At 73.1% G+C, this 13342-nt stretch carries 14 protein-coding genes and 1 tRNA gene; 8 read left to right on the top strand and 7 right to left on the bottom strand.

Features of this window, described 5'->3' with window-relative positions; genetic code table 11:
- Nucleotides 1–3: 3 nt before the first annotated feature.
- The 4 genes from QRT05_RS13515 (at nucleotide 4) to QRT05_RS13500 (ending at nucleotide 2076) form a co-directional block, all read left to right on the top strand.
- Nucleotides 4–741: a class I SAM-dependent methyltransferase gene (locus QRT05_RS13515; RefSeq protein WP_289447815.1), complete on the top strand. Its 738-nt coding sequence runs from the start codon at nucleotides 4–6 to the stop codon at nucleotides 739–741.
- A 77-nt stretch (nucleotides 742–818) separates the two neighbouring features.
- The gene (locus QRT05_RS13510; protein WP_289447813.1) at nucleotides 819–1268 is read left to right on the top strand and encodes an SRPBCC domain-containing protein; all 450 of its coding nucleotides are present in this window, start codon (nucleotides 819–821) and stop codon (nucleotides 1266–1268) included.
- Nucleotides 1265–1612 (top strand): ArsR/SmtB family transcription factor, encoded by a 348-nt coding sequence (locus tag QRT05_RS13505; RefSeq protein ID WP_289447811.1) that lies wholly within the window; start codon nucleotides 1265–1267, stop codon nucleotides 1610–1612. The genes QRT05_RS13510 and QRT05_RS13505 overlap by 4 nt, the downstream gene beginning before the upstream one ends.
- Before the next feature lie 20 nt (nucleotides 1613–1632).
- Nucleotides 1633–2076 (top strand): SRPBCC family protein, encoded by a 444-nt coding sequence (locus QRT05_RS13500; RefSeq protein ID WP_289447809.1) that lies wholly within the window; start codon nucleotides 1633–1635, stop codon nucleotides 2074–2076.
- On the opposite strand, the gene QRT05_RS13495 is transcribed toward QRT05_RS13500, so the two are convergent.
- From QRT05_RS13495 to QRT05_RS13475, 5 genes are all read right to left on the bottom strand, one after another.
- Complete coding sequence (locus QRT05_RS13495) at nucleotides 2073–2591, bottom strand: tetratricopeptide repeat protein (protein ID WP_289447807.1); 519 nt, start codon at nucleotides 2589–2591, stop codon at nucleotides 2073–2075. The two genes, QRT05_RS13500 and QRT05_RS13495, sit on opposite strands and share 4 nt — an antisense overlap.
- Nucleotides 2592–3029, bottom strand: a complete 438-nt coding sequence (locus QRT05_RS13490) for an SHOCT domain-containing protein (protein ID WP_289447805.1) — start codon at nucleotides 3027–3029, stop codon at nucleotides 2592–2594.
- A 71-nt stretch (nucleotides 3030–3100) separates the two neighbouring features.
- A complete protein-coding gene (locus tag QRT05_RS13485; RefSeq protein ID WP_289447803.1) occupies nucleotides 3101–3862 on the bottom strand; it encodes a deoxyribonuclease IV in 762 nt (253 codons plus the stop codon).
- A 78-nt stretch (nucleotides 3863–3940) separates the two neighbouring features.
- Nucleotides 3941–4013 (bottom strand) — tRNA-Lys (locus tag QRT05_RS13480).
- 107 nt (nucleotides 4014–4120) lie between these two features.
- A complete protein-coding gene (locus QRT05_RS13475; RefSeq protein WP_289447801.1) occupies nucleotides 4121–5401 on the bottom strand; it encodes an endo-1,4-beta-xylanase in 1281 nt (426 codons plus the stop codon).
- 176 nt (nucleotides 5402–5577) lie between these two features.
- On the opposite strand from QRT05_RS13475, the gene QRT05_RS13470 reads away from it, so the two are divergent.
- Nucleotides 5578–6069 carry a ribosomal protein L7/L12 gene (locus tag QRT05_RS13470; protein WP_289447799.1) on the top strand — a complete coding sequence of 164 codons (492 nt, stop codon included), beginning with the start codon at nucleotides 5578–5580 and terminating at the stop codon, nucleotides 6067–6069.
- A 164-nt stretch (nucleotides 6070–6233) separates the two neighbouring features.
- Here QRT05_RS13470 and QRT05_RS13465 read toward each other — a convergent pair whose 3' ends face one another.
- A complete protein-coding gene (locus QRT05_RS13465) occupies nucleotides 6234–11231 on the bottom strand; it encodes a putative Ig domain-containing protein (RefSeq protein WP_289447797.1) in 4998 nt (1665 codons plus the stop codon).
- 236 nt (nucleotides 11232–11467) lie between these two features.
- Between QRT05_RS13465 and QRT05_RS13460 the strand changes: the two genes are divergently transcribed.
- Nucleotides 11468–11623, top strand: a complete 156-nt coding sequence (locus QRT05_RS13460) for a hypothetical protein (RefSeq protein ID WP_289447795.1) — start codon at nucleotides 11468–11470, stop codon at nucleotides 11621–11623.
- A gap of 18 nt (nucleotides 11624–11641) precedes the next feature.
- On the opposite strand, the gene QRT05_RS13455 is transcribed toward QRT05_RS13460, so the two are convergent.
- Nucleotides 11642–12076, bottom strand: a complete 435-nt coding sequence (locus QRT05_RS13455) for a hypothetical protein (protein ID WP_289447792.1) — start codon at nucleotides 12074–12076, stop codon at nucleotides 11642–11644.
- A 159-nt stretch (nucleotides 12077–12235) separates the two neighbouring features.
- On the opposite strand from QRT05_RS13455, the gene QRT05_RS13450 reads away from it, so the two are divergent.
- Nucleotides 12236–12856, top strand: coding sequence for a GyrI-like domain-containing protein (locus QRT05_RS13450; protein ID WP_289447791.1), 621 nt, complete (start codon nucleotides 12236–12238; stop codon nucleotides 12854–12856).
- A 245-nt stretch (nucleotides 12857–13101) separates the two neighbouring features.
- Nucleotides 13102–13311 (top strand): hypothetical protein, encoded by a 210-nt coding sequence (locus QRT05_RS13445; RefSeq protein ID WP_289447789.1) that lies wholly within the window; start codon nucleotides 13102–13104, stop codon nucleotides 13309–13311.
- The last annotated feature ends 31 nt before the right edge of the window (nucleotides 13312–13342 follow it).

The raw sequence follows: 13342 nt of genomic DNA, 5'->3' as shown, positions 1-13342 counted from the left end.
CGGATGGACACGGACTCGCTGTGGGGCGCCGACGTCGCCGCCGCCTACGACACTCCGGGCACGGGCATGTTCGCGCCCGAGGTGGTGGGGCCGGCCGTCGACCGGCTGCACGCGCTCGCGGACGGCGGACCTGCGCTCGAGCTCGCGATCGGCACCGGGCGCATCGCCGTGCCGCTGGCGGAGCGGGGCATGCGCGTGACGGGCATCGAGCTGTCGCTCCCGATGATCGACCAGCTGCGGACCAAGGTCGACGAGGCGGCGCTCCCGGTGGTGGTCGGTGACATGGCGCGCGTCCGGGCCCCGGGGCAGTTCTCCCTCGTCTACCTCGTGTTCAACACGATCTCGAACCTGCTCGCGCAGGCCGACCAGGTCGAGTGCTTCCGCAACGCCGCCCGGCACCTGGTCCCGGGCGGGCGGTTCGTCATCGAGCTGTGGGTTCCGGAGCTGCGCGCGCTGCCGCCCGGCCGCGACGCGACCGTCTGGCGCTGCGACGACGGCTACATCGGCCTCGACACGTACGACGTGCTCAACCAGCAGGTGGTCTCGCACCACGTCCGGTTCGGTGCCGGGCCCGAGGCAACCGTGGGCCGGAGCCCGCATCGCTACATCTGGCCCGCCGAGCTGGACCTGATGGGTCAGCTGGCCGGCTTCGAGCTCGAGAGCCGCGAGGCGGACTGGGCCGGGTCGCCGTTCACCGCGGACTCGTCGTCGCACGTGTCGGTGTACCGACTGACCCCATGATGCAACCGATGGTTGCGTTTCTCGGGAAGCAGGGCTAGGTTGATCCGCAACCAAACGTTGCGGAAAGCGAGAGTCCCATGGAGTTCGGAAGCATCGAGCGCGAGATCTACGTCGACGCGGCACCGGAGGTCGTCTTCGAGGTGATCAGCACGCCGGAGCACATCCGGGAGTGGTGGGGCGGGGCGGAGACCGACGTCGCGCCCGTGCCGGGAGCCGCCGGCACGATCGGGTGGGCCCGCGGTACCGCCGACGAGCACGTCGAGGCCCTGAGGGTCGTGCAGGTGGACCCGCCGCGGCTGTTCTCGTTCCGGTGGTGCTTCGACGACGACGAGGCCGCGCTGCTGGTCACCTTCGAGCTGGCCGCACAGGGCACGGGGACCTCGCTGCGCATGACGGAGACGGGCTTCCGCGAGAAGGGCTGGGAGGCCGCCGTGCTCGAGGAGGCCTACGCCGACCACGTGCGCGGCTGGGACGTGTTCGTGCCCGCCATCGGCGCGTACGTCCGCGGGCTGGTCGCGGCGCGATGATCACCGCCGACCCGACGGTAGACGACGAGCTCTGGTCGGCCATCGGCGACCCGACGCGGCGGCGCATGCTCGACCTCCTGCTGGCCCAGGGGCCCAGCACGCCGACCGCCCTCAGCGACCATCTGCCCGTCACCCGGCAGGCGGTCGCCAAGCACCTGACGGTGCTCGACCGCGTCGGGCTCGTGCACGTCACGCCCGCCGGGCGCGAACGCCGCTACGAGGTGGACCAGGCGCAGCTCGCGCGCGCGGTCGCCCAGCTCGCTGCCGTGGGATCCACCTGGGATGCCCGTCTGCAGCGCATCAAGCGGATCGCCGAGGCGATCTCGCGCACCCAGCAGCACTGACGAGGGGACGAGGGATCACGATGGTGGACATCCTGCACAGGGTCGGCATGAAGGGCGCGACGCCCGACGAGGTGTACGCGGCGCTGACGACGATCGAGGGCCTGTCGGGCTGGTGGACGCGGGACACGACGGGCGACCCGGGCGTGGGCGGCCTGATCGAGTTCCGGTTCGGACCCGGCGGCTTCGACATGGTGGTGCTCGAGTCGGTGCCCGGGAAGCTGGTGCGCTGGGAGGTCGTCGACGGGCCGGCCGAGTGGATCGGCACCACGGTGCGGTTCGACCTGACGCAGGCCGACGACTTCGCCATCGTGATGTTCGCGCACGAGGGCTGGGCCGAGCCGGTCGACTTCATGTACCACTGCAGCACCAAGTGGGCGACTTACCTGGTCAGCCTGAAGGAGCTCGTCGAGACGGGGACCGGATCGCCGGACCCTGACGACCTGAAGATTTCAGACTGGCACTAGTCGTCGGGTCGCCCCTCGCGCAGCCACCGCGCCAGGCCGCCCAGCCCGACGGCGTACCGGCCGAGGTCGGTCGCCTCGGGGTGGTCGGTGATGACGGTGAGCAGCTCGGCGACCGCCTCGTCCGTCCGGCCCGCCTCGGCCAGCGACAGGGCGAGGAACACGCGGGCGGAGTCGGACTCGGGGAACTGTGCGCGGCCGCGCTCGAGCACCTCGACGGACTCGTCGAGCCGGCCCAGCCAGCGCAGCGTGCTGCCGTACTGGCACAGGCAGCGCCGCAGGTCGTCGCCGTCGAGCCCGAGTGCGAGGGCCCGCTCGTAGTAGGCGGCGGCCGTGCTCTCCTGGCCGGCGGTGTCGTACGCGCCGCCCACCTCGAAGAGCAGCACCGGGTGACCGGGGTGGTCGGCGAGCAGCTTCTCGAAGTAGGCGATCGTCGGCGCCATGTCCGCCCGGTCACGGGCGGCGTAGCCTGCGGCGATCGCGTCGCGCAGGTCGGTCACGTCGCGCAGGTCGGTCACTCAGAGGCCGAGCGTCTGCCGCTTCGCGGCGGCGAACTCCTCGTCGTCCAGGACGCCGGCCTCGTGCAGCCTCACCAGCCGGTCGAGCTTGTCGGGCACGGAGCCGTCGAGGTCGAGCACGTCCGCCTGGTCAGCAGGTGCCTCGTCCGCGGTGCTCTCGGAGGTGTCGAGCAGGCGGGGCTCGTCCGGCCGCGCGGCGCGGGCGCCCACCTTCGACGCGTCGAACGCCCGGGTCCCGGCGTCGACCGCCGCCGTCGCGAACGTCACGGCGCCCGCCGCGGCGCCGGCGACGACGGGCGAGGCTTTGGACTTCAGCGTCGCCTGCGTCTGCGCGCTCACGGGCAGCTTGTCGATGCCCTTCGCCAGGGCGTCTGCCGTCGACGATCCGATGTCGAACGCGCGGATCCGGTCGCTCATGGTCTTGCGCTTCTCAGCCACGTCACTCCCCACCTGGTCGGTCTCGGGAGCGTACCGCGGCGGTCGCGCGCGAGCGCGGGCGACGCCGTCGCTCAGCCAGCCAGTGCCGCGCGCAGGAACGCGATGTCCTCCGCCTGACCCTCCGCCGGGGTCTCGACGACGGCGTCGCAGCCGGCCTCCCGCACGACGTGCGCGATCAGCTCGGGCGGGATCGTCCCGCGAGCGAACCCGGCGTGCCGGTCGCGGCTGGACCCGGCCTCGTCCCGGGAGCTGTTGGCGTGCACGAGGTCGATGCGGCCGGTGATCGCGCGCACGTCGTCGACCACGGTCTCCAGGTCCAGCCCGGCGGCCCAGGCGTGGCACGTGTCGAGGCAGAAGCCGACGTCGTAGCTCCCGATCGCCTCCCACAGCTGCGCGATGCGGTCGAGCGAGCGAGCGCACGCGTTCTCGCCGCCGGCGGTGTTCTCCACGAGCACCGGGACGGGGAACGTCGCGCGCTCGAAGGTCTTGCGCCAGTTGTCGACGCCCACCGCGATGTCGTCGCCGTCGCCCACGTGGCCACCGTGCACGATGAGCCCGCGCCCGCCCAGCGCGGCCGCCGCCGCGGCGTGCTGCGTGATCATGTTCCGGCTCGGGATGCGGATGCGGTTGTTCGTCGACGCCACGTTGACCAGGTACGGCGCGTGCGCGTACACGCCCAGCCCGCTCGCCACGATCGCGTCGGAGTCCGCGCGCGGCACCGGCTTCTTCCACCCCTGCGGGTCCGCGAGGAACAGCTGGACGCACTGAGCGTCGACCTCGGCGGCGAACGCCACCGGGTCGTCGCCGCGCAGGTGGGCACCGATCAGCACCATGTCTCAACCCCTTTGGTCGAACGCCAGGGTAGTCAGCCAGGCGGAGGGGTGCCCGGGCGTCGCTGTGCGGTGGGTGGGTGGGCCCCGTGGGGATCGAACCCACAACCCGCGGATTAAAAGTCCGCTGCTCTGCCAATTGAGCTAGAGGCCCCTACCTGCGGAAGCGTAACGACTCCCCAGGTCTTCCCAGTCCCAGGCGCACACCAACGTGTGGAGCGCCGGGCCCGCCGCCCGAGAGCTGGTGTGAATCGGTTGGTGTCAGACCAGCCGCACGTCCACGACGTCGGCCGACGCGGCGTCCAGCGTGAACCCCGCCGCAGCCCCGCCCGCGCGCACGGTGTACTCGCCGTGGAACCCCTCCACGGACAGGCAGCCGCCGGAGTCCGTCCGCACCGTCGTCGGCGCGAGCCACCACTCGCCGCGCACCAGGGCACGCAACGCGTCGTAGGCGGGCTTCGGCGTGCCGTCGCGGCGCACCAGGCCGGCGGGAGCGCCGAGCCACGCGCCCTCGTCCGGCAGCCCCCAGTAGGTGGTGGAGACGACCGCGGGGTGCGAGAGGAGCGTGCGGTAGTGACGCACGAGCTCGTCGGCCTGCCGCTCCTCGCCCTCAGGGGTCGAGGGCCAGGTGTCGACGACGTAGTCGTTGAGGTCGTCGATGTCGGCGGGCATGATCTCGCCCGAGAGGAGCGTCGTCTCGGTCAGGTGCAGCGGCGGGCCGAAGCGCGAGAAGCGCTCGAGGGTTCGCAGCGTGCGCTCCTCGCCCCAGTAGCCCTGGTGCATGTGGCTCTGCAGGCCGAGGCCGTCGACGGGGATGCCGGCCTCGAGGACGGCCTCGATCAGGCACTCGTACGCGCTCGACATGTCGAAGTCGTTGAGCAGCAGCGTCGCGCGGGGGTTGGTGGCTCGCGCCTCGTCGAACGCCATGCGGATCATCGCGACGCGGCCGCGGACCCAGGCGAGGCGCGTGATCCCGTTGTCCTCCTTGTCGAACACCGGCATGATCACGACCTCGTTGATCGCGTCCCACGTGTCGATGAGGCCGGCGAAGTCGCCGACCTCGCGCCGGATGCGGGCGCGCTGCACCGCCTCGACCTCGTCGACGGACAGGTCCAGGAGCCACGAGGGCTGGACCGTGTGCCAGACGAGCGGGTGGCCCTTGAGCCGCACGCCTCGCGCGGCGAACCACTGCGCCGCCGCGCGCAGGCGGGCGGTGTCCGGTCGGCCGCGCACCGGCTCGAAGCCGCCCCAGTAGAACGGCAGCGTGGCGGTGTCGAACAGCCCGAGCCAGAGGTCGGCGAGCTGCGCGGCGGACGACGGCGTCGCACCGCCGAACGGCGGGGGCTCGGCGGTGTCCGCCTCGCCGTTCGCCAGGGCGACGAAGTCGAAACCGGTGCATCCGAACCCGAACGCGTGCTGCGTCTGCTCCACGACGACGTCCGCGTCCGGGAGCGGGCGGCCGTCGGGGCCAAGCACCCGCACGACGCGGCTCGCGCGGCGGTGGGTCAGCGCGGGGTCGGCGGTGAGGTGGCTGGCGTGCACGAGTGGCTCCTTCGACAGTCGGACCGGCACAGCCTGCCATGGATCGATAACGTTATAGATCGGAGACGGGGACCACATCGGGGAGCGCGCGTCGTGGTGCTCCGTTCGAGCCCGCGTCTGCGACCATGCGCGAGGCAAGAACGCACGCACCACCCCGGAAGTGAGCCTGAGCTGCTGTGACGACCATTCCCGTGGTGCGCGTCATGTCCGCGATCAGGCGAGCCCTGCCGCGGGTTGCCGGGGTGAGCGCCGGAACCCTGCTGACGATGCCCCCCGTAGGCAGCGACCTGCTCATGGCCGTAGGGATCTTCGTGACCTACACCAGCCTGCCCGCGCGCCCGCTGAACTGGTGGCGGTACATCGTGACCGGGACCAAGCCGCGGTCTGCCCCGCATGCGAGCTACACCCAACCCGGCGACTGCGCCGTCGAGCTCCACGCCGTCAGGGACCTGGGGTTCGAACTTCCCCTGGCGATACGCCACGCCACCGGCGTCACGCTGGAGGAGGCGACCTCGATGGCGGAGAACACGCCGGCGACGATCGCGACCCACCTCAGCAGGGCCAGCGCACAACGAGTCCGGCGCAATGTCGAGCAAGCGGGCGGCGTCGCGGTGGTGACCACCGTGGGCGATCCCCTTCATCCCGCCAACGGACCGGCCGCGGGCTGACTGGCCGGGCAAAGCCTCAGGCGCGACCGCCACGGGACTCGGCTGCGCATCGTGAAAGTCCTTCGTCGGCGCCACGGCGGCTGTTGCCCCGGGGCAGCTGAGAGCCCGCGAACCCCGCCCGACGACGTCGGACGAGGCTCGCGAGCAGGACAGGCGATCCGGTCCTAGTAGTGGACGCGGATCTCCACGCGGCGGTTCTTCGCCCGCCCGTCCGCGGTGCTGTTCGAGGCGACGGGGTGTGCCGGCCCGAACCACAGCTGGTGGCTGTCGACACCGAGGACCCGCAGCTGGGCGGCGACCGCCCCGGCGCGGCGGATCGTCAGGCGGCGGTTGTGCTCCCTGCCGCCCGAGGAGTCGGTGAAGCCCGCGAGCTCGACGCTGGTGAACCCGAGGGCGTGCAGACGCCGGACGGTGGCGGCCAGCTTCCGCTCCTGCGCGCGCGTGAGGGTCGACTGCCCCGGGCGGAAGTGCAGGGTCGAGATGAGCACCTTGTGCCGCCCGATCGCCTGCGCCCTGGTCCTGGTGGACAGGGTGTGGTCGCGGCCGAGCACCCGCACCGAGATCACGTGGCGCGGCCCGAGCGGCTTCGGGAGCGTGCATGCGGAAGCGGCCGTGACGCACGCGCGCTTCCCGTCGACGAGGACCTCGTAGCGGGCGCCGGAGGTCGGTGCCTTCGCCCACGACACGCGCGTGCCGCGGTCGGTCAGCTGGCGGTGCGCCGAGGAGACGGCAACGGGACGGACGAGGTCCCGCACGATCGCCGTGTCGGAGCCGCCGGCCCCGTCGCTCACGGCCAGCCGGACGACGACGACACCAGACACCGTGGAGTCGGGCGTGAGCACGACCCGGCGGCCGACGAGCCGCACGCCCACGTGGGCGGGACGGGACGTGACCGTCAGGTGTAGCGCGTCGCCGTTGGGGTCGCTCGCGACCGGGGTCACGGTGACCGACGTGCCGGCCCGCTGCGTCGTGCGGGTGCTGGCCAGCAACGGCTCGGCGTTGCGGACGGTGATGTGGGCGGTGGCTCGCGCAATGTCGCCGCCCGCGTCCCGCACGGAGTACATGAACGAGTCCGTCCCCCGGTAGCCGGCGGCGGGGACGTAGCGCACCTTGGCGTCGACGACGGTCACGCGTCCGTGGCGCGCCCCGGAGACGCCCGTGAGCGTGAGGGCAGCCGGGTCGTTGCGCAGGACGTCCAGCAGGGGGCGCGCGCCCGTGGCGGACGCGCCGTCGACCGTGAAAGCGTCACCCGTGGGGGCGACGAACACGATGCTGCGCTCCACGGGCGCGGCGGGCAGCCAGAGGTCGTTGCCGCCCTGAGCGGCCCGCACCACGCACATCGTCGGGGTTGCCGCCGTCAGCCGAGCCGTGCCCGCGTCCAGGGTGCACGCGCCGCTGACCAGGGACAGCGCCGGCGCGAGACCCGAGGTGGCGGTCGCACCGAGGGAGACGCGCGCACCGACGAGAGCGCGGGCGGGCGTCGTGAGCGAGACGCTCTGCGGCTGCGCCGACGAGGGCGCGGCCGAGACGGCGGCCGTGCCCAGCGACGTGAGCGACGCGGTCTCGTACTGCGCCTTGGTGCCGGTGACGCGGGCGGACAGGACCGCGCCGACGAGGTCGCTCGTGACGGTGAGCGTCGCGCCGGTGCGGCCGGCGAGGGCGTGCCCGTCGGCGAGCCACTCGTAGGACAGGGAGACCGGTGCCGGCCCCCAGCTCCCCGCGGTGACGGTCAGCGCGTCGCCCACCACCGGGGTCGAGTCGCTCAGCGTCGGCCTCGTGGTGGTGAGCGTCCCGCGGGCGACCTCGACCGAGAACGTCGCGGAGGCGGTGCGGCCACCCGCGTCCGCCACCGTGACGGTCACCGTGGAGGCGCCGGCGGCCGTGGTGGGCGTGCCTGCGATCTCACCGGTCGCCGGGTCGAGCGCGAGGCCGGCCGGCAGGGCGCCGCCGGTCACGGCGTAGGAGTAGGGGGCCACGCCGCCGGTCGCACCGACGACCGCCGGGCCGGCCGGCGTCCCGACGGTGAGGCGCTGCGTTCCCGGGCCGGTCACGCTGACCGCGCTCCGGACGGCGAGCGTGCTCACCGAGACCTCGGATGCCGACTCGTACTGCGCCTTGGTGCCGGTCACCCGGACCGACAGCACGGCACCGACCAGGTCGGCCGTGACGGTCAGGGTGGTTCCGTTCTGGTCGGCGATCGGCCGACCGTCGGCGAGCCACTGGTAGGACAGGGCGACGGGTCCGGGTCCCCAGGTGCCGGGGGAGGCGGTGAGGACGTCGCCGACGACGGGGGTCGTGTCGTTCAGCGTCGGGGTCGCGGTGACGAGGGTGCCGGCGGCGACCTCGACGGACAACGAGGCCGACACCGAGTGGCCGTCGGAGTCCTGGACGGTGACCGTGACGGCGGAGGCGTCGGTGACCGTGGTGGGCGTGCCCGTGATCCGACCGGTGTCCGCGTCGAGCTGCAGGCCGTCGGGCAGGATGCCGTCAGTCACGGCGTACGTGTACGGGGCCACGCCGCCGGACGCGGCGATCGCGATCGGGGTGATCGTGGTCCCGACAGTCAGGTCCTGGTGGGCGGGAGCCGTCACGCTGACCGGGCTCAGCACGGGGAGCGTGCTCACCGAGGTGGTCGAGGCGGTCGTGTACTGCGCCTTGGTGCCGGTCATCCGGGCGGACAGCACGGCACCGACCAGGTCGTCGGTGACGGTGAGGGTGGGTCGGGTCTGGTCGGCGATCGGCTGACCGTCGGCGAGCCACTGGTAGGACAGGGCGACCGGTGCCGGTCCCCAGGCGCCGGGGGAGACCGTCAGGACGTCGCCGACCACCGGGGTGGTGTCGCTCAGGCTCGGCGTCGCGGTGGTGAGCGCGCCCAGGGCCACCTCGACGGAGAACGACGCCGACGCGACGTGGCCGTCGGAGTCCTGTGCCGTGACGGTCACGGTCGATGCCTCGGCCGCCGTGGTGGGCGTGCCCGCGATCTCCCCGGAGTCGGCGTCGAGCTCGAGCCCGTCCGGGAGGGCGCCGTCGGTCACCGCGTACGTGTACGGCGCGACGCCCCCGGTGGCGTCCAGGACGACCGGCTCGATCGGCGAGCCGACGGTCAGTCGCTGCGTCCCGGGGCTGGAGAGGTCGACCGCGGCGCGCACGGACGCGGTGCCGGGCGACTCCGTCGAGGCGGACCGGTGCTCGCCCTTGGTGCCGGTGACCCGGACGCTGAGCACGGCGCCGACGAGTTCGGGGGTGACGGTCAGGCTCGCGCCGGTCTCGCCCTCGAGCTCGCGGTCGTCGGCGAGCCACTGGTAGCTGAGCTCGACGGGCGCGGGGCCCCAGGCGCCCGCGTCGGCGGTCAGGACGTCGCCGACGACGGGGAGCGCGTCGTCGATCGTCGGGGTCGACGTGGTCAGCGAGCCGGGCCCCACTCCGACGGAGACTGCCGCGGAGGCGGAGCGGCCGTTCGCGTCGGTGGCCGCGACGGTGACGTCGGCCGCGGGCGCTGTCGCCTGCGGGGTGCCCGTGACCTGGCCGGTTCGGGCGTCGAGCGCCAGTCCGGCGGGCAGGGTCCCGTCGACCACGGCATAGGTGTACGGCGGGACGCCGCCGGACGCGACGAACGAGAACGGGGTGACCGCCTCGCCGACGGCGACGCTCTGGCTGCCGGGACCGGACACGGTGACGGGTCGGGCCACCGCGGCCGTGCCGGCGGACGTGTGCGACGCCGGGTCGTATCCGGGCCGGGTGCCGGTGACGCGAACGCTCAGCACCGATCCGAGCAGGTCCTCGGTCACGGCGAGCGAGGCGCCGTCCGCGCCGTCGATCTCCTGGCCGTCCGCGAGCCACTGGTAGGAGTGGGTCACCGACGCGGGAGCCCAGTCGCCCGGAGACGCGGTCAGCAGGTCGCCGACGACGGGCGCGGTGCCGTCCACCGTAGGGGTCCCGCTCGTGATCGTGCCGGGCCCGACCTCGACGCCCGTCGTCGCGTCACCCGTCGCACCGAGAGAGTCGGTGACCGTCACGGTGACGTCGGTCGCTGCGGTGACCTCGCTCGGCGTGCCGCTGACCTCTCCGGTGCTCGGGTCGAGCGTGAGGCCGGCCGGCAGCGATCCGGAGGTCACGGCGTAGGCGTACGGGGGCGTCCCGCCGCTGGCGGTGAACGCGAACGGCGTGACGGCCGTCCCGACCGCGAGTCGCTGGGCGGTGGGAGCGGCGACGGAGACGGGGACGACGTCTCCGGTGACGGTGATGCTGAAGGTCACGAAGGTGGCGTCACCATTGCCGTCGACCGAGCGGACGGTGACGGGCGTGGCGGAGGCGGGTGCGGTCGGCGTGCCGCTGATCTGGCCGCCGACCTGGAGCGTGAGCCCGGCGGGAAGCGAGCCTTCGGTGACCGAGTAGGTGATCGGCGCCAGGCCGCCGGTGGTGGTCAGCGTGATCGGGCTGATGGCGGTGTCGGCGGGGAAGACCTTGTCGCCCGGGTTGGTGATGACCACCGAACCGTTCTGCGCGGAGCCGCGGGGGGACCGCCCGGCGCGCGCCACGAAGTCGCGGCTGTTGTTGTCGGTGTCGACGCCGGCGATCCGGTGCAGTGACCCGCCGACGGAGGGGTGGGCCGGTGCCGCGCTGCCCTCGGGCATGTTGGCGGTGCCCCAGCCGATCAGGTCGACGCGAAGCGGGTCGGGTCCCGCGGGCTGCGACGTCGTCGCGGCGGTCAGGGCGATGTGGCCGCCCGCCGTCGTGGACGCGGAGGCGTCGAAGGTGTAGCGGGAGTCCGGCGTGCCGGCGCCCGTGTAGTTCGCCCCCGCGACAAGCCAGTAGCCGTGCGGTGCGACCACGAACGTGGTGACCGGGCCGACGGACGCGAAGCTCGTCCCGGTCGCGGACTTGTACTGGATCGTCCCGGTGAAGGTGATGGTCTCGGAGGTGGGGTTGTAGAGCTCCACGAACTCGTCGGTGGCTGAGACTCCTGCGCCGTTGCCGCCGGAGAACTCGTTGATGACCAGGTGGGTCCCCGCCGGGTTGGCCGCGGCGACCGTGGGGGCGGCGACCTGGAGCGTGGCCGCGACCAGCGACAGGCCCAGCACCATCGGGATGCGGGGCCGGACGACGGCGCGCGCGCGGCCCTGGCCCTCGATGGACATGGGAGTGATGCCGGACTTGCCCATCGGATACCTCTTCGTCGTCGCTCACGTGCGGCCTGGCCAGCGGAAACGTGTCCCTGCGGCCGAGTGGCTATCGACGCCCGCGGGGCGAGGCTTGAGGAAAGCACCCGTTCGGGTGAACGCACGTTCACCCGGTGTCGGGCCGGAAGCCGAACATCGAGGAGCGGTCCGCCGATGGGTGGGCAAGGCGGGCCGGCCGCGCGTGCCGGTGGACCACGTCGAGGTGGAGGGTGACGAGGATGGCCGACGACGTCCTGAGCTGGGACCTGAGCGACGACCCGGAGCTCGGCGGCGGCGAGGTGCCCGCCCTGGCGGCTGCGCCTGCGCCTCGGCCCGTGAGCTACGCGGCCAGCGAGTCGGCGGCCCGCCGACGTGAGCAGTTCTACGCGGCCTGACGGCTCGGCGACCCCGCGTCAGATCGCGGGTGCCTGGGTGGCCGCCGCCGGCCCCGTCCAGCTCCAGCGGACCCTGACCCGGCGGTCGCCGTTGAGCTCCCGGACGCGACGCACCGCGCCGGGGAGGAAGCGGTGCTTCTCGCTGACGAGGTCCAGGTGGGCATCGGTGTACGTGACCGTCCAGGGGATGACGCCCGTGAATCGCGCCACCAGCACGAGCGCGCCGACGATGACGGCGAGGAGCGCCTCGACCGGGAGCAGGACGATCGCGAGAAGGACCACGATCACCGGCAGGAGCACGATGAGGGCGATCGCGACCACGATGCCGACGCCGAAGTCGTCGTCGAGGTCGGGCACGCCGATGTCAGTGACGTCGAGGCCCGCCTCGGGCTTGCGGTAGCGCGGGCGCCACGGCAGGGCCCGGATCTCGAGAGCGGCGTCGGCAGGCTTCACGCGCCACATGGTGCCGTACGCGGGCGCTGCCGCGGGGCATCCGCTCGCGCGACGCGCGCCGCGCGACGCGCGCCGCGCGGCTCGTCGGCCGTGCCCGGCTCGGCGTCCCGGCGCCGCGCGCTGGCGGAACCGCCCTACCCTGAGCGCGGGAGGGCCTCGATGAAGATCGACTTCAAGGTGTCGCTCGACTCCTATCGCGCCAGGGCCGGGGAGCTTCGCCTCGTCGACGTCCCGCGGCTGGAGTACCTCATGCTCGACGGCCACGGCGACCCGAACACCGCGCCCGCGTACGCCGAGGCGATCGCCGCCCTGTACCCGCTGGCGTACGCGGTGAAGCTTGCCAGCAAGCGCGACCTGGGTCGCGACTACGTGGTGCCGCCGCTGGAGGCGCTCTGGTCGGCGGCGGACATGGAGGCGTTCACCTCTCGCCGCGACAAGTCTGCGTGGGACTGGACGCTGATGCTCATGGTCCCCGACTGGATCTCGAGCGAGCTCATCGGCGCAGCGGCCGCGTCGGTGGCGCACAGGGTCGGGCCGGTGCTCGAGCAGGTCCGGCTGGAGTCGCTCGACGAAGGCACTTCCGTCCAGACGCTGCACATCGGGCCGTACGACGCGGAGGCCGAGGTGCTCACGCAGATCCACGACCGGTTCGTCCCGGAGCACGGCCTACGCCTGACGGGCAGGCACCACGAGATCTACCTCAGCGATGCCCGCCGCGTGGCGCCCGCGCGGCTGCGGACGATCCTGCGCCAGCCGGTCGAGCGGGTGCAGCCCAGCTGAATCTCACCCGGTCCAGATCATGACAAACGCGGCATACTGGACGCGCTGACCGGCCCGCGGGCTCGGTCGAGGTCGCACGTCCCCAGGGGTGAAGTCGGGATCGTGCCTCTCCAGATCATCCGAACCTCACAGCGGAGGTCGTCGTGCGCGTTCCCGCCGTCCTGTCCTGCTTGCTCCTCACCGGTGCCGCCGTCGTGCTGGCGACACCCGCAACCGCATCGCCGCCGCCCGCCTGTGGGTCGACCGTGACCGTCGACACGGTCCTGCACGCGGACCTCGTGTGCGCCGGCCCTGGCCTGACCCTCGGCGCCGACGCCACGGTGTCGCTGGGGGACAACGACGCCCGCCACAACGCCGGCTGGGGGATCTACGTTCCGGGCGCGGTGGACCTCGGCGGCAACACGGCACGCCACAACGGGAGGTCCCCGCAGTGCGTGGGCGTGGTGTGCACCTGACGACGGCTGCTCCCGGGCGGGGCGCATCTCG

It is taken from the genome of Cellulomonas edaphi, assembly GCF_030362815.1.
GTDB lineage: Bacteria > Actinomycetota > Actinomycetes > Actinomycetales > Cellulomonadaceae > Cellulomonas > Cellulomonas edaphi.
Note: the sequence above shows the minus strand (reverse complement) of the source record. Positions and strands in the feature narration are given on the sequence as shown.